The sequence below is a fragment of the Sphingomicrobium arenosum genome, from assembly GCF_026157085.1.
In the GTDB taxonomy this organism is placed as follows: domain Bacteria; phylum Pseudomonadota; class Alphaproteobacteria; order Sphingomonadales; family Sphingomonadaceae; genus Sphingomicrobium; species Sphingomicrobium arenosum.
The window spans coordinates 2,425,004-2,447,151 of the sequence record NZ_JANPVN010000001.1 but is presented as its reverse complement, the minus strand read 5'-3'; the positions used below and the strand labels follow the sequence as shown (position 1 = coordinate 2,447,151).

Sequence of the window (22,148 nt, the reverse complement as noted above, 5' to 3'; positions counted from 1 at the left end):
TCTCCGTGACGGTCTCTCTACTGACCGACCGCCTATGCCGCGCCGTCGCCCTCAGGGCAAGGCGCGGGGGCTTCAACCCCCGCCCTATTCGGACGCGCCGGGCCCACCCGCATCGCAGCGCAGCACCATGCCATAGTCCCCCAACCAGTCGGCGGGAGTCGGCATCAGATATTGCAGCGCCTCGGGAAGCAGGCCGTGCAGACTGGTCGCATGACGAAGGTCCGCGCGCCGATCGGAAAAGCAATGCGGCTGCTCGTCCCCCAATGCCCCGACCAGCCGCAGCACCCCCGTCTCGGTCGCCCCGCCCTCGTCGGCAAGGCTGAGATAGAGCGGCGCACGCGGGCTCATGCCTGCATCGGCGAGCGCCTTCGACAGCGCTTCATGGTCCCACTGCAGGCTCGGCGAAATCGCCGCAAAGCCAGTAAAAAGCGTCGGCGCATAGGCCCAACTCTCGACCACGAAATGCCCCGCCGCGCTCTCGCCGACGAGATAGCGGCGCCCGTCGGTGCGATAATTCACCTCGACCATCGGCAGGACCGCGTCGCGCAAATAGGCGCGAAACGCCTCGCGATCCCCCGCGCTCGGATAGGCCTCCGCCTCTTCTTCATCGCCCGTCGGCGGCAGCAGTTCGCGCTGCCGATCCTTGGTCTCGACCCCGACGATGACCGCCTCCTCGCTGCGCCCCCACAACGCGTTCCAGCGCGCCATGCCGACCCCCATCATGAGGTCCTGGCCCGTGCCCCCGTCGAGCAGCACCACCACCGGATAATCGGCCAGCGGTTCCTCGCCATAGGTCTGGGGCAACACCACATTGACCTGCCGCTCGGCCCCCACCGCCTCGAAGACGTGCTGCTCGCCGATCACGAGCGGGGTCGGCGCGGCAGCGAGCGCTGCAGCGAGGATCGAAAAAGCTGAAAACATGAGAATACTCCGAAAAACGGCAGGGACGGCGTCCGCCATCCCTGCCGCTTTCGAAGCGAGCGATCAATCCTTGTCGATGTGACCGATATGGATTTCCTCGCGGTCGACCAGCGCGTCCCATTCCTTGAGGATCGCCATGGCCTTGTCATCGCCGCCAGCGATCTCGCTCATCGCCGCCATCCATTTGACGTCATTGGGCGAAGTGTCCCAGGTCATGTCGGCAGGGCCGCCCGCCATCGGGAAGGCGACGACGCCGTCCCATTCGCCGGTATTGAGATGCAGGTCGATCACCCCCGCGCCCGTCCCTGCGGCCTTGTCGGCGGGGATGTAATAATCGTCGATGATCTCATGCGCCCGCGCGCGCATGCCGGGTTTGAACTTGATGAAGTGAATCGAATACCAATTGAGGTCGTTACGCTCGGCCGTCGGCATCTCCTGTGCCGAGGCGGGAACGACGGGCGAAACGCACAGGACCGCGAGCGCGGCCGCACCGAGAAATGCTTTCATGTCCCTGTTCTCCCCTGTTGGAGCAACGGTCCATATCATTTATTTTTTGTTAATACCAGTTAGCGCTGGAGTAGCCTGCTCAGAGCGACATCTGGTAAAGGACGCCTTCCAGCTCCTCGATCCGGCGCCGGGTCAGCCCGTTTCGGCAGCTGTCGAGGATGAGGGGCAGCGCCGACCCGCCCATCCACAGCGATGCCTCGAGGTCACATTGCGCGTCGCGATAGGCCAGCCACGCCCGCTGGCTCGGCAGCAGCGCGGCGCGCGTCTCGGGCGACTGCGCCTGCCACAGCGCATTGAGCGTCGCGTCGGCCTCGGCGAACGCCTCGGCGGCGCATCGGTTGAGCTCGGCCTGCGTGGCGAAGTCCGCCGCGAAGCAATCCCCCACTTCGGGCGGCTGCTCCGAGGGCTGCTCGATCCGCCGCCCGCAATGGGTGATGCGATCCTCTGCGCTGCACGTTGGCACGTCAGGCACGACGACCTGCAATGCCAGCGACAGTAGGACGACGTTCATTCCGCCGCCTCGTCGACCGGCGGCATGTTGTGCCCCAACAGGCTCAAGACGTCGCGCGCTGCATCGGCGAGGTTGGTGCCCGGCCCGAAGATCGCCTGCACGCCTTTCTCGCGAAGGAAGGCATAATCCTGCGGCGGGATGACCCCGCCCGCGACCACCTTGATATCGCCCCGGCCCATGTCCTTCAGATGTCCGATCAGTTCGGGGATCAGCGTCTTGTGCCCCGCCGCAAGGCTCGAGGCACCGACCACGTCGACACCCTCTTCCACCGCCAGCTTCGCCGCCTCGAGCGGCGTCTGGAACAGCGGTCCCGCGACGATGTCGAAGCCGAGGTCGCCAAAGGCCGAGGACACGAGGTTCGCGCCGCGGTCATGCCCGTCCTGCCCCATCTTGGCGACGAGCATCTTGGGCGCGCGCCCCAGCCGCTGCGATACCGCACCGGTGCCATCCTTCGCCAATTCCCACGCTTTGTCGGCGCGCTGGCCATAGATGCCGCTGACCGGTGTCGGCTTGGTGTCATAGCGCCCGAAGACATTTTCCAGCGCCTGTGAAATCTCGCCCAGCGTCGCGCGCGACCGTGCCGCCGCGACCGACAGTTCGAGGAGGTTGCCCTCGCCCCGCGCGCCCTCTTCGAGCGCCTGCAGCGCTGCCGAGCAAGCCACCTCGTCGCGGCTCGCCTTCACCTCGTTGATCCGCGCGATCTGGCTGGCGCGGACCTTGGCATTGTCGATGTCGAGGATGTCGATCTCGGGCTCATCGTCGAGCTTGTAGCGGTTCACGCCAACGATCACCGTCTCGCCCGTATCGACCTTGGCCGCGCGCATCGCGGCGGCTTCCTCGATATGCCGCTTGGGCAGGCCGTCGGCAACCGCCTTGGTCATGCCGCCCGCCGCCTCGACCTCGGCGATCAGCTCCTTGGCCTTGGCCACCAACTCCGCGGTCAGCGCCTCGACATAATAGGAACCGCCGAGCGGATCGGCGACCGCCGTGATCCCGCTTTCCTCGGCGAGGATGAGCTGCGTGTTGCGCGCGATCCGCGCCGAAAAATCGGTCGGCAGCGCGATGGCTTCATCGAAGCTGTTGGTGTGCAGCGACTGCGTTCCCCCCAGCACCGCCGCCATCGCCTCAATCGTCGTGCGCATGATATTGTTATAGGGGTCCTGCTCAGTCAGCGACACGCCGCTCGTCTGGCAGTGGGTGCGCAGCAGCTTGGACTTCTCCGATTTCGCCCCGAGGTCGCTCATCAGCTCGGCCCACAGCGTGCGCGCGGCGCGGAGCTTCGCCACTTCCATGAAGAAGTTCATGCCGATGCCGAAGAAGAAGCTGAGGCGCGGCGCGAAGCTGTCGAGGTCCATCCCCGCCGCCATCGCCGTGCGCGCATATTCGACGCCGTCGGCCAGCGTATAAGCCAGCTCCTGCACCGCCGTCGCCCCCGCCTCGTGCATATGATAGCCCGAAATCGAGATGGAGTTGAACCGCGGCATTTCCGCGCTGGTGTAACCGATGATATCGCTGACGATCCGCATCGAGGGTGCGGGCGGATAGATATAGGTGTTGCGGACCATGAACTCCTTGAGGATGTCGTTCTGAATGGTCCCCGACAGCTGGGCGCGTGTCGCCCCCTGCTCCTCGCCCGCGACGATATAGAAAGCCATGACCGGCAGCACCGCGCCATTCATCGTCATGCTGACACTCATCTCGTCCAAGGGGATGCCGTCGAACAGCAGCTTCATGTCCTCGACGGTATCGATCGCCACGCCCGCCTTGCCGACATCGCCCGACACGCGCTCATGGTCGCTGTCATAGCCGCGGTGCGTCGCCAGATCGAAAGCGACCGACAGCCCCTTCTGCCCCGCCTTCAGATTGCGGCGGTAAAAGGCGTTCGATTCCTCGGCGGTCGAAAAACCCGCATATTGGCGGATGGTCCACGGCCGCCCCGCATACATGGTCGCATAGGGCCCGCGCGTGTAAGGCGGCAGCCCCGGAAAACCCGGATCGCGATCCGGCGCGTCCTCGGGGCCATAGACCGTCTTCAACTCGATGCCCTCGGGCGTCGTGACGGTGAGATCCTTGCCGCGGGCTTCTTTCTCGGCCTTCTCGGCCCATGCGCTTTTGTCGGTCATGGGCGGCATCTCTAGCGCCGCCCATGCCGCTTGCCAATCAGTCGACGGGCCGCAGTTCGACCCAATAGCCGACCCCGCCCCAATCGCGCTCCGCGCTGGTAAGCTGTTCGAGCCGGACCTCGCCGACATAGCCCTCGCCGCGCTCGAGCAGCTTGAAGCTCATGCTGTGCGGATAGCCGGTTCGCGCCACGTCCAATTCGCCATCGAGCTTGAAGGCGAAGCGATCGCCCAGTTGAATGCTGCGAAAATCGACCGGCTTGCCGCCGACGAACGCGCGCGGATGGTCGGCATCGCTAAAATCAAGCGACAGGCTGGCCAGTGTCTCATTGCCCCCGATCATCCCGGTCCAGCGCGTGCCCGCGAGCGCCTCGGGCACCCTGATCGGCGTCCAGTAGAAATTATGCTCGGGCGCGAACGAACGGATCATCTCCTCGATCGTCCAGGTCTCGAGCCAGCCCTCCTTGCGGTTGGCGGCCATGACGAAGACATAGCCCTGCTCGGGAAACATGTGCAGCCGCGTCTTGGTGCCGACCATCGATCCGCCATGGCCCGCGCTCATCCAGCCCTTATAGTCCTCGAGGAACAGCCCCATCCCCGCCCCGGCGGCAAACTCGCCCGTCTCGTTCGACGCCATCGCCCGCGCCGAGGCCTGGCTCAGCAGCGGGCTCTGGCCGTTCCAGGCGCGCACGAAAAATTGCCCGAAGGTGAGCAGGTCGCGGACCGACAGGTGCAGGCTCGCCGCCCCCGGATGGGCCGTGTCGACCGGCAGCGCCGCCTCGCCCGACTTCAAGTAGCGCGTCGCCACGCCCTCGGGCCGATCATAGCCCGCCGCCACGAAGCCGCTATCGAGGCCGAGCGGTTCGAAGATGCGCTTTTTCAGAAACGCACCATAACCCATGCCCGACCGGCGCCGGACGATCTCGGCGAGGATTTCATAGCCGAGGTTGGAATATTCGCTCGAGCCTCCGGCGGGAAAGACGGTGTAGCCATGATCGTCCATCAGCGCGCCGAAATCGCGCACCACCACGTCATCGCCCTGATAGACGAGGTCGTACACCAGCGGCAGGCCCGCGGTATGGCGCAGCACCCGCTCGACCGTAATCATGTCTTCATCGCCGAAACGGCTCCGCACCGGATGATCGGGGATGTAGCGATTGACCGGCGCGTCCAGGGCGACCTTGCCCTCCTCGACCAGCATCATGATAGCGGTGGCGGTGAAGGGCTTGGTCACCGACGCCATGGCGAAGATGGTGTCGAGATCGGCGCGCGTTCGGCTCGCCCGATCCGCCCAGCCGAAGCCTTCGCCATAGATCATCGCGTCGCCATGAGCCGCCGCCGCGACCACCGCCGCCGCGCCATAGTCGGCGCGCAATTCCTCGATCCGGCGATCGAGGCTCGTCTTGTCGGCGAAGCGATAGGCACCCGGCGCCTCCTCGGCCACCATGTCCTGCGACATGGCCGCGCCGCCCGCCGTCACCATCCCTGCGGCCAGCGCGATCGCTGCCGTCATCTTCCAAAGCTGCATCGAAAATTTCCCAACTCGACTGACCACACCCGAACATAGTCAACAGCACCGTCAGGACTACAATTGTTATCGTCGTCTTTGCTTGTGCGAACGGCGCTTTTCGATCAGCAATGGCCACATCATGACGGAAACCGCCCTCGACAGTTTCGACCGCGCGCTGCTCGCCGAGATGCAGCGCGACGCCGCGCAAACCCACGCCCAGCTCGCCCACCGCGTCAACCTGTCGGAAAGCTCGGTCCGCCGCCGCCTCGCTCGGCTGCGCACAGAGTTCATCATCGCGCGCGAGGTCGCGCTCCTCTCGACCGACCGCCTCGGCTTCACCGTCATCGTCGGCATGCGTTGCACCGAGGAAAGCGACGACAGCTACGCCCGATTGAAGGCGCGCTGGGCCGACTGCCCCTCGATTTCCCAGGTCTACAATGTGTCGGGCGAGGCCGATTTCATCCTCGTCACCCACCATGTCGACATGCCCGCCTACAAGGCGTGGCTCGATGCCTATGTGATCGGCGATCCCGATGTCGAACGCTGCGATTCCAGCTTCGCTTTCGAAACCGTCAAGTTCGATACCGCCATCCCGCTCTAATCTTCGACCGCGACGAAGCGCCCGCCCTTCACGCGATAGCGCCGTTCGAACGGCTCGGTCCCCGTATAGCGCATGGTGAAGCCCTGCCCCGGCATGGGCTCGCTCATCGCCCCCTCGACACTGCGATAATCGGGGCTGTCCTCGCCGAGGTAACCGCCATTGTCCTCGCTCGTCATGATCGGTTCGCTGATGATCGGCCCGCTGCCGCTGAGCGCAACGAGGCTCATGTTGGTCTCGGTGACGCCTTGCCCGGTATAGCCGCGCGAGAAGATTAGCACCGGATAAGACGCCAGCCGCGTCTCGATCCGGTCGAGACTGGCCGGCTCGCCCCAGCCCGACCCCGGCACCAGCGCGATCCATTCCTCGACCAGCTCGAAATCCTCAGGCCCGCTCGCCCGCAGATAATGGATCGACGTCGCGCCGGCGCAGGCGTGGCAGTCATTGGCATTGCGCCCCTGCGTCACCAGCGCCGCATTGGCCCCGTCCAGCAGGATCAGGCTGTGTGCGCGCACCCTCATCGGCTCGCCGCCCCAATCCGCCTCGACCTCGCCCGCCTCGCCCAGCACCGCGCGCGCCGCCGCCTCGAACCGCGGTCCCTCGGTGAGCGGCACGACCTCGGCCTCGTCCCCCGCCTCGCCGATCACCGGCTGGTCGGGCGCTTCGCCCTCGGGATCCTCGATGCAGCCCGCCAGCATCCCCGCCAGCGCCGCCGTCACGAACAGTCTCTTCAACGCCATCCCATGTCTCCCAACAAATCGATCGCGATGAAGAGCAGCAGCGCCACCGCGCCCGCATTCACCGCCACCAGCGTGAAGAATTTCGCATCGCCCGCCTCGCGGCGCCTGATCCGCGTGCGATAGAGCGCGATCTCGCCTTCCTTCAGGGCCAGCACGATCCGCCGCACCACCAGCAGCGCGACGACCGCCGCGACCAGCCCGACGAGCACTTCCTCGCCCCGCCCCTCACCCAGCGCCGCGACCAGTCGCATCATCTCAATGCGCCTGCTGGGGGCTTTCCATGATCTCGGTCAGCACCCCTTCCATGTCCTTGGGGTGGAGGAAGAAGATCGGCGTACCATGCGCCCCGGTGCGCGTCGGCCCGAGGATGCGCTTGCCGATCTTTTCGAAATGCGCCCGCGCCGCCTCGATATCCTCGACCTCGAAACAAACATGATGCTGCCCGCCCAGCGGGTTCTTCTCGAGAAACTTCATCACCGGCGAATTGTCGCCCAGCGGCTCGATCAGTTCGATCTGCGAATTGGGCGTGTCGATGAAGCACACCTTCACCCCCTGCGCGGGCAGGTCGAAGGGCTCGCCCACGATGCTCGCGCCCATCGTCTCGCGATAATGAACCACGCTGTCCGCGATCGATCGCGTCGCGACCCCGACATGGTTGAGCCGTCCAAGTTTCACGTCGCGTCTCCCAAACAAAAAAGGCGGCGCCGGGATCGCCCGGCACCGCCCTTCTCGTCAAGGTCGAAGTCCCTGGCCTAGTCGCTGCCGACGGCGCCGAGGCCCTCGACATATTGCGCCCCGGCGAGAATTTCGGCGCTCGAGCCCTCGAAATCGTCGCCGATCGGCTGCACCCGCCCGCCAAGGCAGGTGCCGAGGAAGCCCTCCATCGCGGCAAAGAAGGCGAGCCTATTCTCGGGTTTCTGGAAGCCATGCCCCTCGTCGGGGAAGTTGATGTAGGTCACGGGCAGCCCCTTGACCTGCATCGCCGCGACCAGCGTGTCGGCCTCGGCCTTGGTCACGCGCGGATCGTTGCCGCCCTGCCCGACCAGCAGCGGGACCGAAATGTCGTCGACCCGGCTGATCGCCGAGCGCTCGATCATCGCCGCGCGGGCCTCGGGATCGGACGGGTCGCCGACATAACGGAACCAGGTCCCGGCCAGGAACGGCTTCCAATATTCGGGGAAGCTCTCGATCAGCGTGGCGAGGCTCGAGGGCCCCACGATATCGACCCCGCAGGCGAATTTGTCGGGCGTGTGGCTGACCCCGATCAGCGTGGCATAGCCGCCATAGCTGCCACCACCGATCGCGACCTTGTCTTCCTGCGCGATGCCCGAGCGCACCGCCCAGTCGACCGCGTCGATAAGGTCCTGGTGCATCAGCCCGGCGAACTCGCCGACCGCCGCATTGGTGTGCGCTTTGCCAAAGCCCGTCGAGCCGCGATAATTGACGCTCAGCACCGCATAGCCGCGATTGGCGAGCCACTGATGGACGGTGTTATAGCCATAGCTGTCGCGCGCCCACGGGCCGCCATGCACCCACAGCATCATGGGCACTGCCTGTTCGGGCCGCCCGTCGCCGTCCTTGTCGCTGCCCGGCGGCAGCGTCAGATAGGACACCAGCGTGCGCCCGTCGCCGGCTTTCAATTCGAGCGGCTGCATCGGCACCAGCGGCGCGCCGTCGAGCGCGGGGCGTCCGGCGAACCACGGCTCCAGCGTCTTGGCCTGCCGATCGTAGAGATGATAGACGCCCGGCGCCTCTGCCGCCGACTGGGCGACCACCCAAAGGCGGTCATCGTCGGTGCGCGCGGTCACCGCCACTTCGCCCGCCAGCCGCGACTGGAGGAAGTCGAGGTCGGCCTGCGCCCCCGGCGTCAGCGCGGTCCATTCGTTCTTGAGATAATTGCTCGAATAAGCGATCGGCTCGTAGCTGTTGATGTCGGACAGGATGCCGTTGATGTCGGCCTTGGTGCCCGAGGCGATGATCTTCTCTTCGCCCGTCGTCAGGTTCACCGACTTGAGCACCGCCACGTCGATGCCGCGGCTGTCGGTCATGTAGACGACGTCGTTGGAACGGTTGAAACCCGACATGTTGGTGTTGAGCAGATCTTCCGAGGGAACGTCGGCAAAGACCTCGCCCGGCATCAGCTCATCGTTGAGCCAGACGATCTTCAGGCTGCCGTCGGGCTGCATCATCGCCGCCATGCGCGGCGTGTACTCGTTATCGGTAACGATCCCGGCATAGCCTGGGTTCTCGAGCACCAGCGTACGGGCCCCCGTCGCGATGTCGACGAGATAGAGATCGTGCAGTTGCTCGTTTCTATCGTTCATGCCGATGAGCAGCGTTCCCGGCCGGTCGCGGCTCACCCCCTGCAACTGCGCGCTCACCCCGTCATAGGGCGTCAGGTCGCGCGTCGCGCCCGTCGCCGGATCGACCGCATAGACATGCGCCTTCTCGTCGCCGTCATTGTCCTTCAGATAGAGAAGATACTCGCTGTCGACCGTCCATTGGTGGTTCGAGATGCCGCGATGGGTGTCGTTCGTCACCACCTTGGCCGCCGCCATGTTGCCGCGCGGCGCGACCCAGACGTTCATCACGCCGTTGGACGGCGCGATCCAGCTCAGCCACTTGCCGTCGGGGCTGATCCGCCCCTGCGCCCGCTCGGGATTGCCGAACAGCGCCTCGCGGTCGATCAGCGGATAGGCATTCACGTCGTACATCGCCATCTCCTCGGCTGCGGCAGCAGGTGCGGAGGCACTGGCGGTTTCGGTTTCGTATGTGGTGCAGGCCGACAATAAGGTGGCCGCCGCCACGGTCGTCAACAGCGTGGAAAAACGCATCATGTCCCTAACTCCCCTGTTTGAGTCGGGACCAACGCTAAACCGCCTTTATTGACCTGTCCAGTAGTGTGTTACTGGCGCATTACAGCGGGATGTTGTCGTGCTTCTTCCACGGGTTCTCGAGCGCCTTGTTGGCGAGCTTCCTCAATCCCAGCGCCACCCGCTTGCGCGTCGAATGCGGCATGATCACCTCGTCGATGAAGCCCTTCGAGGCCGCCACGAACGGGTTGGCGAACCGTTCTTCATATTCGGCCGTCTTCTCGGCGATCTTCTCGGGATTGTCGCGATCCTTGCGGAAGATGATCTCGACCGCCCCCTTGGCGCCCATTACCGCGATCTCCGCGCTCGGCCAGGCATAGTTCAAATCGCCGCGCAGATGCTTGGACGCCATCACGTCATAGGCCCCGCCATAGGCCTTGCGCGTGATCACCGTGATCTTGGGCACCGTCGCCTCGGCATAGGCAAAGAGCAGCTTGGCGCCATGCTTGATGATGCCATTATGCTCCTGCCCCACGCCCGGTAGGAAGCCCGGCACGTCGACGAAGGTCAGGATCGGAATCTCGAACGCATCGCAGAACCGCACGAAGCGCGCCGCCTTCTTCGATGAATTGATGTCGAGCACGCCCGCCAGCACCATCGGCTGGTTGGCGACCACCCCCACCGTGCGCCCCTCGATGCGGCAGAAACCGACGATAATATTGGCGGCATGCTTGGGCTGGATTTCGAAGAAGCGCCCCTCGTCGGCAACCTTCCGAATGACCTCATGCATGTCATAGGGTTGGTTGGCGGAGGCCGGGATGATGCTGTCGAGGCTGTCCTCGATCCGGTCCCACGGATCGTCGGTCGGCACCTGCGGCACCTCGTCGCGGTTCGAACTCGGCAGATAGGAAAAGAACTCGCGCGTCGCGAGCAGCGCGTCGACGTCATTCTCGAACGCACAATCTGCCACGCCCGACTTTTGCGTATGCGTGATCGCCCCGCCCAGTTCCTCCTGCGTGACTTCCTCGTTGGTCACCGTCTTCACCACCTCGGGCCCGGTGACGAACATGTAGCTCGTATCCTCGACCATGAAGATGAAGTCGGTCATGGCGGGCGAATAAACCGCCCCGCCCGCGCACGGCCCCATGATGACCGAAAGCTGCGGCACCACGCCCGATGCCAGCACGTTGCGCTGGAACACCTCGGCATAGCCGCCGAGGCTGGCGACGCCCTCCTGGATGCGCGCGCCGCCTGAATCGTTCAGCCCGATGACCGGCGCGCCGACCTTCATCGCCGCATCCATGATCTTGCAGATCTTCTCCGCATGCCGCTCCGACAGCGACCCGCCGAGCACGGTGAAATCCTGCGCGAAGACATAGGTCAGCCGCCCGTTGATCGTCCCCGATCCCGTGACCACCCCGTCGCCCGGATAATGCACCTCGTCCATCCCGAAGTCGGTGCAATTATGCTCGACGAACATGTCGAGCTCTTCGAACGAATCCTCGTCGAGCAGCACGGTGAGCCGCTCGCGCGCGGTCAGGCGGCCCTTGGCATGCTGCGCATCGATGCGCTTCTGCCCGCCGCCGGCCCGCGCCTTGTCGCGCCGTGCTTCCAGTTCCTCGATCGTGGTACCCATGACGTCTCTCCTGTTCGCCGAGCCGCGTGGCACAGCGAGCCCCCGAGCGTCAATCGGCAGCCACCGTGCGCGGCATCCCCACATTGTAGATCGGCAGGTTCCCGCAGGCCGCGCGCAGCGCCGCGGCGCCTTCAGGATCTGGATCGGGATTGGGCACGGCAAAGCCCATGCGTTCGCCCAGCCAGCCGAGCCGGTGTCCGTCGCGCCGGTCGATCAGCACGAGATAGCCCTTATCGTCCACCTCCACCCCGACCTCGGCGTGGAACCAGGCCAGCGCCTCGCCCGCCTGCCCCGCCTGCGTCAGGATGCACCCATCGCGCACCACGATCCGCGCCTCGCCCCCGCCCTCGAGCTGGATGCCGGTGCGCTGCTTGCTACTGGCAAAGGCCCTAAGCTTGGGCGCCGCCGCCGCGCTCACCGCCGGAAGGGTGAGCGGCCGCACGAAGCTGACGTCGACATAAGCGGGCAACGTCCAACCCTTTTGCGCCATCAGCGCATCGAATTCGGCCTCGGTGATCCGTAGCGACAGCTGGATATCCTGGTTGATCGTCTGCGTCGCAAAACCATAGGCCGCATCGCCCAGCCGGTCGAACCACATCTTGCCGATGCGCTGCGCCTCGGCGTCGCTGCCGTTGAATTGCGCGGTCGAGGGACGCCGCGGCGCGTCATAACCCAATCGCGTGTCGACCACCTCGGGGTGCGGCGGCGGCGTCAATTGCGTCGCATAATCGCTGCTCGCCGCCGGGGTCTGGTTACCGACCACCGGCTCGCCTTCCTCGGCCGCCATGCAGGCGGTCAGCGCCAGCATCGGCACGATAAAGTGGATACGCATGCTCTTCTCCCTCGTGAAACAGGCTCAACCGCGCGGCGCCGGGCGCGGGCGGCTGGTCGGCAGCCCGGCATGATAGATGGGCACGTCGGCCCGGCAGGCCGCGCGCAATGCGGCGACATGCTCGGCGACGGGTTCGCCATTGGGCGCGGCCCAACGCATGTTCTCGCCCAACCGCCCGAGCAGCGAGCCGTCGCTGCGATGCACGAGGGTGACATAGCCCTCCACGTCGACATCGACCCCCACCTCGTTGTGGAAATAGGCAAGGTGCGTGCCCTGCCCCATCGGATCGACATAGATGCAGCCATCGTCGAGCCAGATCCTGCCCCCTCCCGCGCCGGTGCGCTGCGGCCCGGTGCGCCTGTCGCTGCTCGCGAAATGCCGCAGCTTGGGCGCGGCCGCATCGCTCACCTTGGGCGCGCGAAGCGGCTTCATGAACTCGGCCTCCACATAAGCAGGGAGCGTCCAGCCATTGGCCGCCATGATTGCCTCATATTCCGGCTTGGTCAGCCGAAAGCGCAGGAAGATCGACTGCTTGATGGTGCTGTATGCGGTCACCGCGATGCCGCCGTCGAACCGCCCGGCCCACATCCGCGCCTCGGCCAGCGCCTCTTCCTCGCTCCCCGAATAGCGCTCGCTCGGCTCGATCTTGGGTGCCGGGCTGCGCTCGGACGGCGGCACCAGCGGCGCGAAGTCGGGCGCCGGCGCGCTCAGCTGGGTCGCAAAGTCGCTCGCCGCCGGATCCTCTGCCAGGCTGTTGCCGGTGGCCGGCTGTTCGCCCTCGCCCTGCGCCATGCAGGCGCCGAGCGCGAGGCACGACAGGGCCGTGATAATGATACGCATATACCGCTTCTCCTCTTGGCAAAGAGAAAAGCAGCCGCCTGATACGGTTCCTGAACAGCCCGCCCGCTTCGACGAACGGGCGGTTGGCGTCGACTAGAGGCCGTAATTCTCCAGTTCATCGCCGACCAGCTTGACCACGTGAATGACGTTGGTCGAGCCCGACACGCCGAACGGCACGCCCGCCATGATGAGCAGGCGATCGCCGCCCCCCGCGATCGAATGGCGAAGCGCCATGCGCTTGGCCTTGCCGACCATTTCCTCGAAGCTCGAGACATCGCGCGTCGCCACCGCATAGGTGCCCCAGAGAAGCCCCAGCCGCCGCGCCACCTTCTCGGATGCGGTCATCACCATGATCGGCACCGGCGGGCGCTCGCGCGCGATGCGCCGCGCGGTCGAGCCCGAGCTGGTATAGCAGGCCATCGCGCTCGCGCTGACCGTGCGGGCGATGCCGCGCGCGCTCTCGGCCAGCGCGTCGGCGGTCGTCGCCTCGGGCGCCGTCTCGGTGAAATGGACGCGGTCGCCATAGCGCTCGTCCGCCTCCACCGCGAGCCCGATGCGGTTCATCATCTTGACCGCCTGCACCGGATAATCGCCCGCCGCGCTCTCGGCCGACAGCATCACCGCATCGGCGCCGTCATAGATGGCGTCGGCGACGTCATTGACCTCGGCGCGCGTCGGCGTGGGCGAGGAGATCATGCTCTCCAGCATCTGCGTCGCGACCACCACCGGCTTGCCATGCTGGCGCGCGGTGGCGACGATGCGGTTCTGCACCACCGGCACCTGTTCGGGCGGCAGTTCGACGCCGAGGTCGCCGCGCGCCACCATGACCGCATCGGCCGCCTCGAGGATCTGGTCGAGACAATCGACCGCCTGCGGCTTCTCGATCTTGGCGAGGATCGCGGCGCGGCCCTTGACCAGTTCGCGCGCCTCCTCGACGTCCTCGGGACGCTGGACGAAGGACAGCGCGATCCAGTCGGCCCCCTGTTCCAGTGCGAATTCGAGGTCCGAGCGATCCTTTTCGGTCAGCGCCGGAATGGGGATCAGCACGTCGGGGACATTGACCCCCTTGCGATCGCGGATGGTGCCCGACACGCGCACTTCGGTGACGATGCGATCCTCGTGCACCTCGGTCACTTTCAAGCGCATCTTGCCATCGTCGATCAGCAGCAGCGATCCCTCGCGGATCGCCTCGAACAATTCGGCATGGGGCAGGCACACGCGGGTCGCATCGCCCGGCGCGCCGTCGCGGTCGAGCGTGAAGGTATCGCCCTTCTGAAGCTTCGCCTTGCCGCCCTCGAACGCACCGACGCGCAGCTTGGGGCCCTGCAGGTCGAACAGGATGGTGGTCGGCCGCTTGAGCACCTTTTCGAGCCCGCGGATATGCTCGACGAGCTTCGCCTTGTCGGCCTGTTCGCCGTGGCTCATGTTGATGCGGAACGCATCGGCGCCCGAGCGCATCAGCGTCTCGATCATCTCGGGGGTATCGGAGGCGGGGCCCAGCGTGGCGAGGATCTTCACCTTGCGGCCGCGTGGTTTCATCATCTCGCTCATCGCGCGCGCTTTCGTCTTATCTTGTGCGGGTTCAATATGTTGCGGGCCCGCCATAGCGCCATCAAATTTTATCGCAACCGGCTTGAGACGGAGCGCCCGCTCGCCTACCCCGGCGCCCGAGAATTTTTCACCCACTTAGGAGAATCGCATCATGGCCGACGGCGCCATCGCAGCCGACCAGCTTCGCCTGCTCATCGAACGGATCGAACGCCTCGAAGAGGAAAAGAAGGCGATCGCGGACGACATCAAGGACGTCTATGCCGAGGCCAAGGCCAATGGCTACGACACCAAGACGATGCGCGCCATCGTGCGCCTGCGGAAGATGGAAAAGCACCAGCTCGACGAGCAGGACGCGCTTCTCGAAACCTACCGCGCCGCGCTCGGCATGGCGTAACGCGCGCCTTCCCGTTTCGGGTCGGAAACAAATCGGGCTCCCCGCGGTTGGTGCACTGCAGCACCATCCATCACGGGGAGCCCCTTTTCTTGATGATGAAGATGATGACGGCCACAAGGCTTCGCTAACCGCGGTATCCAGTTCTATCGCGGCATCTTCGATGTTGGGTCGTGCTCTCTTGCAACAACGACCGACGAGGCAGGTCGCGCACGCTATATTGAAAAGAAGATGGATCCCACGGCGCGGCTCGCTAGAGTTGTCGGAAGATTCGCCCAAGCTCGGACCGAGCGGATCGTAGTAGGCCGCTGCATTTGCGGCGTGTTTGGGGCGTCTGCATGAATTCTACATCGTTAGTGCGTGTCCGAGAAAGAACGCGTCTTGTCCTGATGCCGGCGATTGGAGCGTTCTGCCTTTCTTCCTGCGAAACGCCGGAAGATATCGCGACGAAAAGCCTGCGAGAGGCGGAAGTCGAATGCGGCCTTCTGCCAAATACTCTCACGCTCGTAGACGTCGTCGATCGCTCTTCTCCCTCGGGGAGCGAAAAGGAGCGCGTTCTCTATTTCCGCTCGCAACCCGTCGAAAAACACCACGACTGCCTCGACAAAGTCGGGCGACGTCACGGATTTGATCGCATGCAATATGCAACGATCAGTGGCCCATGGGAGCCGTCGGAATGACATACGGGGGTTCAAAGTGTCTCAAGGCAGCCAAATGACAAGTTGGCAAAGGATTTCTCCTTTTAAAGACGCAGCCCGATCAATTTCATCCGGATGGTCACTCACTAGAGGCCATTCGCGCCATTTCACTTTTTCAATTCGAACCTGTCAGGTCGACGAGCAGGACGCCCTCCTCGAAACCTACCGCGCCGCGCTCGGCATGGCGTAACGCGCGCCTTCCCGTTTCGGGTCGGAAACAAATCGGGCTCCCCGCGGTTGGTGCAATGCAGCACCATCCATCACGGGGAGCCTCATCGATGATCCTGACGACCACCTCGACCCTCCAGAACCGCGACATCTCGACCTATCTCGGCATCGTCCATGGCGAGGTCATCGTCGGCGCGAACGTGTTCAAGGATCTGTTCGCCGCGGTGCGCGATATCGTCGGCGGGCGCTCGGGCGCCTATGAAAAGGCGCTCGACGAGGCACGCCGCCAGGCACTGTCCGAACTGCAGGGCGAGGCCGCCGAACTGGGCGCCGATGCGGTCATCGGCATCGACCTCGACTATGAAGTCCTCGGCCAGGGCGGCTCGATGCTGATGGTCACCGCCAGCGGCACGGCGGTCAAACTCGCTTAGGGTCTCGCCCAATTCGCGCCTTTTGCTATAAGGCGGCCATTCATTCACAAGATTCATCGGGGGCTCCTTCATCGGGGCCCCCGAAAAATGCCACTTTTCGGGGATATCATGGCCGGCCATAGTAAATTCGCCAACATCAAGCATCGCAAGGGCGCGCAGGACAAGAAGCGCTCGGCGCTCTTCTCCAAGCTCAGCCGCGAAATCACCGTCGCGGCCAAGATGGGGCTGCCCGACCCCGACATGAACCCGCGCCTCCGCCTCGCGGTCAACACCGCGCTCAAGCAGTCGATGCCCAAGGACAATATCAAGAAGGCGATCGACAAGGCCTCGGCCAGCGAAGGCGAGAATTACGAGGAAATGCGCTACGAGGGCTATGGCCCCAACGGCGTCGCGCTGATCGTCGAGGCATTGTCCGACAATCGCAACCGCACCGCCACCAACGTGCGCACCATCTTCTCCAAGAATGGCGGCAACCTCGGTTCCTCGGGCGCGGTCGCGCACAGTTTCGATCGCTTGGGCCTCATCGAATATAAGGCCGATGAACTGTCGGAAGAAAAAGTGCTCGAAGCCGCCATGGAAGCCGGCGCCGACGACATCCAGTCGGACGAGACGACGCACAGCATCTGGACCGAAGCCGACCAGCTTCACGAAGTCGCCAGCCAGCTCGAAAAGAGCCTCGGCGAACCCGAGACCGCCAAGCTCGCCTGGCGCCCCCAGATCGAGACCGAGGTCGAGGGCAAGGACGCCGACACGCTCGTCAAGCTGATCGACGCCTTGGAGGATGACGACGACGTCCAGACGGTGTGGGGCAATTACACCTTCTCCGACGCCGAACTGGAGCGCCTCGGCCAGGCGGAATAGCGTTGAAAATCCTCGGCCTCGACCCCGGCCTCGGCAGCACCGGCTGGGGCCTCATCCAAGCCGAGGGCAACCGCCTCAAGCACCTCGACAACGGCCAGCTCAAGACCGATCCGAAGGCGCCGCTCCCCCAGCGCCTCTCGCATCTCGCCAGCCAACTCGAAGCGATCATCGCCGACCACGCCCCCGACAGCGCCGCGGCCGAGGAAATCTTCGTCAACAAGAACCCGCGCTCGACCCTGAAACTCGCGCAGGCGCGCGGCGCGCTTTTGTGCATCGCCGCCAGCCGCGGCATCATCGTCGGCGAATATGCCCCCAGCCTCGTCAAGAAAGCCGTCGTCGGCACCGGCGGCGCCGACAAGGCGCAGGTGCAGGCAATGGTGAAAATCCTGCTTCCCGGCGTCACCATCGCGGGCCCCGATGCCGCCGACGCGCTCGCCGTCGCCATCACTCACGCGCATCACGCCCAGAGCGCCCGGCGCGGTCTGTAAGCGCCTAGTCCGCCAGCGCCAGCCCGTCGGCGCCCTCACCCGCGCTCAGATATCGCCGCACCTCGCCCGTCGCCAAGTCCACCTCCGCGATCCGGCGCTTGCCCGTCTCGGCAGCATAAATCGTCCGGCCATCGGGCGCGAACAGGATCGTCACCATCGCCGCCGCCTCGCCCTCGTTGACACGGATCGTGCGCACCACCTTGCGCGCAGCGGCATCGACGATGCTCAAGGTCCCGTCCATCAGGTTCGAGGTCACCACGCTGCGACCATCGGGGCTCACCGCCACGCGGATGGGAAAGTCGCCCACGGCAATGGTCGCGACGCGCTCCATGTTCGCGGTATCGAAGGCGAACAATGTCGCATTGGCCCGGTCCGCCACCCACAATGTCCTGCCATCGCCCGACAACGCCAGCCCCTCGGGCGTTTCGCCAGCGGGCAAGTCGGCGACCTTTCGCCCCGCCGAAAGGTCGATCACGCTCACCGTGCCCGACCCCATGTTGGCGGTATAGGCGCGGCTCCCTTGCGCGGCGACCATATGGCTGACGTCCTGCCCGGTCGGGATCGCGGTCACGCTGTCGTCGGCCAGGTCGACGATGCTCAACGTCTTCGACCGCTCGGTCGTCACCAGCAGCCGATTGTCCGCCGTCCACAGGATGCCATGCGGCCCGACATTGTCGCCAAGCGCGATCACCCGGTGCGCGCGCGGCGGATCGACATGGAAAATCTCGACGCTGTTCGCGCCATAATGCACCACCGCCACCTCGCTCCCGTCGGGCGAAGTGGCGATTTCGTGCGGCCATTTGCCGGTCGCCAGCCGTACCCGTTCCTGCCCGCTGTCGAGGTCGATGAAGGAGACGCTGTCCTCGCCCTTGTTGCCGACCACCAGCGTGGCGGGCGCGGGCTCCTCGTCGGCCACGGCGACGGCCGCCTGTGGCGCGCAGCCCATCGAGGCGGCGCAGCCGAGAGCAAGAAGGGGCAGCAGCAGGTTTCGCATGGAGGTGCCTTTTTCGAACAGCGGCGCCCATCATGCCCCTTCGAGGCCGCCGCGTCACCTCCCTCTCGACAGACGGACGAGCCGTCGCCACAGTCGACGGATGATCGCGCGTCTCACCGGAAAGCTCGCCGAAATCGGCACCGATACCCTCGTCCTCGACGTCTCGGGTGTGGGCTATCTCGTCCATGTCTCGACCCGCACCCTCGACGCCGTCGGCCAGGTCGGCAGCCATGTCATGCTCCTCACCGAGATGCAGGTGCGCGAGGATGCCATGACCCTCTTCGGCTTCATGAGCGCGGCGGAAAAAGCCGGCTTCACCGCGCTTACCGGCGTGCAGGGCGTGGGCGGGCGCGTCGCGCTCGCCATCCTCTCGGTCCTCGGCCCCGAGGAATTGGGCAGCGCCATCGCCAGCGGGGACAAGGCGATGATCTCGCGCGCCAATGGCGTCGGACCCAAGCTGGCGCAGCGCATCTGCAACGAACTTGCGGGCAAATATGGCGACTTCGCCGCCGTCCCCGCCGCCGGTCCGGGCGTCGCACCCGCCGGCAGCACCGCCAAGGACGCCCTCTCCGCCCTCGCCAACCTCGGCTTCAAGCCCGCGATCGCGAGCAAGGCCGTCGCCGCCGCGCAGGAAGAACTGGGCAAGGACGCGACCCTCGACGCGCTGGTACGGGTGGCGCTCAAAAAAGCCGCCAAATGACCCTCGCCCTCGCTGCCCTCGCGCTTGCCGCCGCGGCCGCCGCCGAGCCCAGCGGCTGGTGGTTCGTCAACGACGTCCCCTACGAGATCTCGTCGCGTAACCACTTGTTCGAGGTCGAGCCGCCGACCAGCTGGCCGATCGAGACCATCACCGTCCGCCGCACGCTGTGGCTCGAACCCGGCCTTCTCCTGCGCTCCTGGGGGCAGGTCGAGGATGACCCTTATGCCGGCCTCACCCTGCCGTTTCGCTGGGGCGACTATGACCCCGACGGCACCCACATCCCCTATGCCACCGGCGCGGACCTGCGGCAGAGCCCGACATCACGCTATATTGAAGGCAAGGTCGAGCTCGATGAGGCAGGCCGCCTCGTTTTCGTCGCCGACATCATCGGTCGACGCGACACCGCCTGGTGGTCGTGGTTCCAATCCGAACTGCTGCGCGACCGCGACCACGACTTCTAGGCGCGGCGCGTCGACAACAAAAAACTGTCCTACCCGGCCCGCCTTGTGCATCATGGCGGCGATGACCTGCTGCGCGCCCTTTTCGACCCTCGCTCTCATGTGCGCGCCACGGGTCCCGGACGGGGGCGCGACCCACCGTCAACTTTCTCAACTTCCCCCTCTGAAAAAGTCCTACACCCGCTAGATCATGGCCACCGATCCCGACCGCCTCACCACCCCCGACCGGCGCCCCGAAGACGCCGATGCCGCGCTGCGCCCGAAAAGCCTCGAGGAGTTCGTCGGCCAGAAGGGCGCGCGCGAAAATCTGCGCATCTTCATCGATGCCGCGAAAAAGCGCGGCGATGCGTTGGATCACGTCCTCTTCTTCGGCCCGCCCGGGCTCGGCAAGACCACGCTCGCGGGCATCATCGCTCGCGAACTGGGCGTCGGCTTCCGCTCCACCTCGGGACCCGTCATCGCCAAGTCGGGCGACCTCGCCGCGCTGCTGACCAATCTCGAGGAAGGCGACGTCCTCTTCATCGACGAGATCCACCGCCTCAATCCGGCGGTCGAGGAAATCCTCTATCCCGCGATGGAGGACCGCGCCTTGGATATCATGGTCGGCGAAGGGCCGAGCGCGCGCTCGGTGCGCATCGACCTGCCGCCCTTCACCTTGGTCGGCGCGACCACCCGGCAGGGCCTCCTCGCCACCCCCTTGCGCGACCGTTTCGGCATCCCCGTCCGGCTCAACTTCTACGAGGTCGCCGAGCTCGAACAGGTCGTCACCCGCGCCGCCGGCCTGCTCGGTGCCCCGCTCGCCCCCGACGGCGCCCATGAAGTCGCCAAACGGTCCCGAGGGACGCCGCGTGTCGCGGGCCGTCTCCTGCGCCGAGTGCGCGACTTCGCGCAGGCCGAGGGCGCGGACAGCATCGATGCGCCCTGCGCCGACCGCGCGCTGACCCGGCTCGAAATCGACGCGCTCGGCCTCGATGCAATGGACCGTCGCTACCTCACCATGATCGCCGATCTCTATGGCGGCGGCCCCGTCGGGGTCGAGACGCTCGCGGCGGGCCTGTCGGAACCGCGCGACACGATCGAGGACGTGATCGAGCCCTATCTCATTCAGCTTGGCCTCATCGCCCGCACCGCAAGAGGGCGCGTGCTCAACGGTCGCGGCTGGCAGCATCTCGGCCTCACCCCGCCGCGCGGCACCGCCAGCCAGGACGGCCTGTTCGACGGAGAGAAGTAGATGAGTATCGCGCTGACCGCCCTCGCCCTTTCGGCCGCGACCGCGCAGGCCGCGCCCGTCCCGCCCTCCTACCGCGATCCCGCCAGCTGGCTCTGCCTGCCGGGGCGCGAGGATGTCTGTTCATGGGGCGTCACCGCGCACCGGCTCCTGCCGTCCGGCTGGGGCAGCCCCGTCACCAGCCTGCCCGACGCAGCCGCCCCCATCGACTGTTTCTACGTCTATCCGACGGTCAGTTCGGACGGCGGCATGAACAGCGACATGACCCCTTCCTCGTCGGAGGAAAAGCTCTTCGCCCAGCTCCAGTTCGCGCGCTTCTCCAGCGTCTGCCGCCCCTTCGCGCCCGTGTATCGCCAGATGACCGTGTCGGCGATCGCCCTCGCCGCGACCGGCGCCGACATGACGCCTTATGGCGCCATCGCCTATGGCGACGTGCGCGCCGCCTTCCGCGAATATCTCAAGACCCATAACCAGGGCCGCCCCTTCGTGCTTCTCGGCCACAGCCAGGGCTCGATCATGCTCGAGCAATTGATCCGCGACGAGATCGAAGGCAGCGCCGCGCACGACCTCATGCTTCGCGCCATCCTGCCCGGCTGGAACATCATGGTGCCCGACGGCGAGCGCGTCGGCGGCTCCTTCCGCAAGACCCCGGCCTGCGCCAGCGCCACCGAGACCGGCTGTGTGATGAGCTGGTCGAGCTATGGCGTCGGCGATGCCCCCGGCCCCGGCGCGCTGTTCGGCTATTCAGAACGCCCCGGCTATCGCCCCATCTGCACCAACCCCTCGGGTGCGAGCGGGACCGGCTGGCAGTCGCTCGACGGCTTCTGGTTCGCCAAATCCTCCTATCCGGTCAAGGGCGGCCCCATCCGCTGGAGCGCCAAGGGCCCGCCGCCCGGCCCCTTCGCGGTCAGCGAGGACCTGGTCGAGGCGCGCTGCATCTCTGCGGGCCAGAAAGGCTATCTCGAAATCCGTACCACCGCGCGCGGCGCGAATGACAGCCGCACCGACCGCATCGGCGGTGAACCCGGCATGGGCGGCTTCTTCTTCCCCGGCTGGGGCAAGCATCTCGCCGACATGGCGATCGCACAGGACGACCTCATTCGCCTCCTCGATCGGCTCGGCGACACCCATGCCGCTGCGGGCCGGCGCTAG

General features: G+C 65.7%; 23 protein-coding genes. 9 read left to right on the top strand and 14 right to left on the bottom strand.

Annotated features, from left to right (window positions below; genetic code table 11):
* Positions 1-84: 84 nt before the first annotated feature.
* The 5 genes from NUW51_RS12220 to NUW51_RS12200 form a co-directional block, all read right to left on the bottom strand.
* On the bottom strand, positions 85-921 hold the full coding sequence (locus NUW51_RS12220; protein WP_265587791.1) for an alpha/beta hydrolase: 837 nt from the start codon (positions 919-921) through the stop codon (positions 85-87).
* Between the two features lie 63 nt (positions 922-984).
* A complete protein-coding gene (locus NUW51_RS12215; protein ID WP_265587790.1) occupies positions 985-1,428 on the bottom strand; it encodes a hypothetical protein in 444 nt (147 codons plus the stop codon).
* Positions 1,429-1,507: 79 nt separating this feature from the next.
* Positions 1,508-1,939, bottom strand: coding sequence for a lysozyme inhibitor LprI family protein (locus NUW51_RS12210; protein ID WP_265587789.1), 432 nt, complete (start codon positions 1,937-1,939; stop codon positions 1,508-1,510).
* Complete coding sequence (scpA, locus tag NUW51_RS12205; RefSeq protein ID WP_265587788.1) at positions 1,936-4,062, bottom strand: methylmalonyl-CoA mutase; 2,127 nt, start codon at positions 4,060-4,062, stop codon at positions 1,936-1,938. The genes NUW51_RS12210 and scpA overlap by 4 nt, the downstream gene beginning before the upstream one ends.
* A gap of 37 nt (positions 4,063-4,099) precedes the next feature.
* Positions 4,100-5,587, bottom strand: a complete 1,488-nt coding sequence (locus tag NUW51_RS12200) for a serine hydrolase domain-containing protein (protein WP_265587787.1) — start codon at positions 5,585-5,587, stop codon at positions 4,100-4,102.
* 121 nt (positions 5,588-5,708) lie between these two features.
* Here NUW51_RS12200 and NUW51_RS12195 point away from each other — a divergent pair, with 121 nt between their 5' ends.
* Positions 5,709-6,170 (top strand): Lrp/AsnC family transcriptional regulator, encoded by a 462-nt coding sequence (locus NUW51_RS12195; RefSeq protein ID WP_265587786.1) that lies wholly within the window; start codon positions 5,709-5,711, stop codon positions 6,168-6,170.
* Here NUW51_RS12195 and NUW51_RS12190 read toward each other — a convergent pair.
* From NUW51_RS12190 to pyk, 8 genes are all read right to left on the bottom strand, one after another.
* Positions 6,167-6,907, bottom strand: coding sequence for a hypothetical protein (locus tag NUW51_RS12190; RefSeq protein WP_265587785.1), 741 nt, complete (start codon positions 6,905-6,907; stop codon positions 6,167-6,169). The two genes, NUW51_RS12195 and NUW51_RS12190, sit on opposite strands and share 4 nt — an antisense overlap.
* Positions 6,898-7,161 (bottom strand): hypothetical protein, encoded by a 264-nt coding sequence (locus NUW51_RS12185; protein ID WP_265587784.1) that lies wholly within the window; start codon positions 7,159-7,161, stop codon positions 6,898-6,900. Before NUW51_RS12185 ends, NUW51_RS12190 begins: the two co-directional genes overlap by 10 nt.
* Position 7,162: 1 nt before the next feature.
* Positions 7,163-7,582 carry a methylmalonyl-CoA epimerase gene (gene mce, locus NUW51_RS12180; protein ID WP_265587783.1) on the bottom strand — a complete coding sequence of 140 codons (420 nt, stop codon included), beginning with the start codon at positions 7,580-7,582 and terminating at the stop codon, positions 7,163-7,165.
* Between the two features lie 77 nt (positions 7,583-7,659).
* A complete protein-coding gene (locus NUW51_RS12175) occupies positions 7,660-9,744 on the bottom strand; it encodes a S9 family peptidase (RefSeq protein ID WP_265587782.1) in 2,085 nt (694 codons plus the stop codon).
* 79 nt (positions 9,745-9,823) lie between these two features.
* Positions 9,824-11,356, bottom strand: coding sequence for an acyl-CoA carboxylase subunit beta (locus NUW51_RS12170; RefSeq protein ID WP_265587781.1), 1,533 nt, complete (start codon positions 11,354-11,356; stop codon positions 9,824-9,826).
* Positions 11,357-11,405: 49 nt separating this feature from the next.
* A complete protein-coding gene (locus NUW51_RS12165) occupies positions 11,406-12,188 on the bottom strand; it encodes a hypothetical protein (RefSeq protein WP_265587780.1) in 783 nt (260 codons plus the stop codon).
* Between the two features lie 24 nt (positions 12,189-12,212).
* On the bottom strand, positions 12,213-13,028 hold the full coding sequence (locus tag NUW51_RS12160; RefSeq protein WP_265587779.1) for a hypothetical protein: 816 nt from the start codon (positions 13,026-13,028) through the stop codon (positions 12,213-12,215).
* 93 nt (positions 13,029-13,121) lie between these two features.
* Positions 13,122-14,579 (bottom strand): pyruvate kinase, encoded by a 1,458-nt coding sequence (pyk, locus tag NUW51_RS12155; protein WP_265587778.1) that lies wholly within the window; start codon positions 14,577-14,579, stop codon positions 13,122-13,124.
* Between the two features lie 151 nt (positions 14,580-14,730).
* Between pyk and NUW51_RS12150 the strand changes: the two genes are divergently transcribed.
* From NUW51_RS12150 to ruvC, 4 genes are all read left to right on the top strand, one after another.
* Positions 14,731-14,973, top strand: coding sequence for a DUF2312 domain-containing protein (locus NUW51_RS12150; RefSeq protein WP_265587777.1), 243 nt, complete (start codon positions 14,731-14,733; stop codon positions 14,971-14,973).
* 973 nt (positions 14,974-15,946) lie between these two features.
* Entirely contained in the window at positions 15,947-16,267 is a 321-nt protein-coding gene (locus NUW51_RS12145; protein WP_265587776.1) for a heavy metal-binding domain-containing protein, read from the top strand.
* 108 nt (positions 16,268-16,375) lie between these two features.
* Positions 16,376-17,128 carry a YebC/PmpR family DNA-binding transcriptional regulator gene (locus tag NUW51_RS12140; protein WP_265587775.1) on the top strand — a complete coding sequence of 251 codons (753 nt, stop codon included), beginning with the start codon at positions 16,376-16,378 and terminating at the stop codon, positions 17,126-17,128.
* Positions 17,129-17,130: 2 nt separating this feature from the next.
* The gene (ruvC, locus tag NUW51_RS12135) at positions 17,131-17,616 is read left to right on the top strand and encodes a crossover junction endodeoxyribonuclease RuvC (protein WP_265587774.1); all 486 of its coding nucleotides are present in this window, start codon (positions 17,131-17,133) and stop codon (positions 17,614-17,616) included.
* A 4-nt stretch (positions 17,617-17,620) separates the two neighbouring features.
* Here the strand turns inward: ruvC and NUW51_RS12130 are convergent, their stop codons facing one another.
* Positions 17,621-18,610, bottom strand: a complete 990-nt coding sequence (locus tag NUW51_RS12130) for a YncE family protein (protein WP_265587773.1) — start codon at positions 18,608-18,610, stop codon at positions 17,621-17,623.
* A gap of 100 nt (positions 18,611-18,710) precedes the next feature.
* Between NUW51_RS12130 and ruvA the strand changes: the two genes are divergently transcribed.
* From ruvA to NUW51_RS12110, 4 genes are all read left to right on the top strand, one after another.
* Positions 18,711-19,310 carry a Holliday junction branch migration protein RuvA gene (gene ruvA / locus NUW51_RS12125; protein ID WP_265587772.1) on the top strand — a complete coding sequence of 200 codons (600 nt, stop codon included), beginning with the start codon at positions 18,711-18,713 and terminating at the stop codon, positions 19,308-19,310.
* Complete coding sequence (locus tag NUW51_RS12120; protein WP_265587771.1) at positions 19,307-19,771, top strand: hypothetical protein; 465 nt, start codon at positions 19,307-19,309, stop codon at positions 19,769-19,771. Before ruvA ends, NUW51_RS12120 begins: the two co-directional genes overlap by 4 nt.
* A gap of 187 nt (positions 19,772-19,958) precedes the next feature.
* A complete protein-coding gene (ruvB, locus tag NUW51_RS12115; RefSeq protein ID WP_265587770.1) occupies positions 19,959-20,999 on the top strand; it encodes a Holliday junction branch migration DNA helicase RuvB in 1,041 nt (346 codons plus the stop codon).
* Entirely contained in the window at positions 21,000-22,148 is a 1,149-nt protein-coding gene (locus NUW51_RS12110) for a DUF3089 domain-containing protein (protein ID WP_265587769.1), read from the top strand.

Excerpts from the sequence above, each read along its gene's own strand:
- NUW51_RS12220 (WP_265587791.1), bottom strand. The coding sequence starts at position 921 with ATGTTTTCAGCTTTTTCGATCCTCGCTGCAGCGCTCGCTGCCGCGCCG.
- NUW51_RS12215 (WP_265587790.1), bottom strand. The coding sequence starts at position 1,428 with ATGAAAGCATTTCTCGGTGCGGCCGCGCTCGCGGTCCTGTGCGTTTCG.
- NUW51_RS12210 (WP_265587789.1), bottom strand. The coding sequence starts at position 1,939 with ATGAACGTCGTCCTACTGTCGCTGGCATTGCAGGTCGTCGTGCCTGAC.
- scpA (WP_265587788.1), bottom strand. The coding sequence starts at position 4,062 with ATGACCGACAAAAGCGCATGGGCCGAGAAGGCCGAGAAAGAAGCCCGC.
- NUW51_RS12200 (WP_265587787.1), bottom strand. The coding sequence starts at position 5,587 with ATGCAGCTTTGGAAGATGACGGCAGCGATCGCGCTGGCCGCAGGGATG.
- NUW51_RS12195 (WP_265587786.1), top strand. The coding sequence starts at position 5,709 with ATGACGGAAACCGCCCTCGACAGTTTCGACCGCGCGCTGCTCGCCGAG.
- NUW51_RS12190 (WP_265587785.1), bottom strand. The coding sequence starts at position 6,907 with ATGGCGTTGAAGAGACTGTTCGTGACGGCGGCGCTGGCGGGGATGCTG.
- NUW51_RS12185 (WP_265587784.1), bottom strand. The coding sequence starts at position 7,161 with ATGATGCGACTGGTCGCGGCGCTGGGTGAGGGGCGGGGCGAGGAAGTG.
- NUW51_RS12175 (WP_265587782.1), bottom strand. The coding sequence starts at position 9,744 with ATGATGCGTTTTTCCACGCTGTTGACGACCGTGGCGGCGGCCACCTTA.
- NUW51_RS12170 (WP_265587781.1), bottom strand. The coding sequence starts at position 11,356 with ATGGGTACCACGATCGAGGAACTGGAAGCACGGCGCGACAAGGCGCGG.
- NUW51_RS12165 (WP_265587780.1), bottom strand. The coding sequence starts at position 12,188 with ATGCGTATCCACTTTATCGTGCCGATGCTGGCGCTGACCGCCTGCATG.
- NUW51_RS12160 (WP_265587779.1), bottom strand. The coding sequence starts at position 13,028 with ATGCGTATCATTATCACGGCCCTGTCGTGCCTCGCGCTCGGCGCCTGC.
- pyk (WP_265587778.1), bottom strand. The coding sequence starts at position 14,579 with ATGAGCGAGATGATGAAACCACGCGGCCGCAAGGTGAAGATCCTCGCC.
- NUW51_RS12150 (WP_265587777.1), top strand. The coding sequence starts at position 14,731 with ATGGCCGACGGCGCCATCGCAGCCGACCAGCTTCGCCTGCTCATCGAA.
- NUW51_RS12145 (WP_265587776.1), top strand. The coding sequence starts at position 15,947 with ATGATCCTGACGACCACCTCGACCCTCCAGAACCGCGACATCTCGACC.
- NUW51_RS12140 (WP_265587775.1), top strand. The coding sequence starts at position 16,376 with ATGGCCGGCCATAGTAAATTCGCCAACATCAAGCATCGCAAGGGCGCG.
- NUW51_RS12130 (WP_265587773.1), bottom strand. The coding sequence starts at position 18,610 with ATGCGAAACCTGCTGCTGCCCCTTCTTGCTCTCGGCTGCGCCGCCTCG.
- ruvA (WP_265587772.1), top strand. The coding sequence starts at position 18,711 with ATGATCGCGCGTCTCACCGGAAAGCTCGCCGAAATCGGCACCGATACC.
- NUW51_RS12120 (WP_265587771.1), top strand. The coding sequence starts at position 19,307 with ATGACCCTCGCCCTCGCTGCCCTCGCGCTTGCCGCCGCGGCCGCCGCC.
- ruvB (WP_265587770.1), top strand. The coding sequence starts at position 19,959 with ATGGCCACCGATCCCGACCGCCTCACCACCCCCGACCGGCGCCCCGAA.
- NUW51_RS12110 (WP_265587769.1), top strand. The coding sequence starts at position 21,000 with ATGAGTATCGCGCTGACCGCCCTCGCCCTTTCGGCCGCGACCGCGCAG.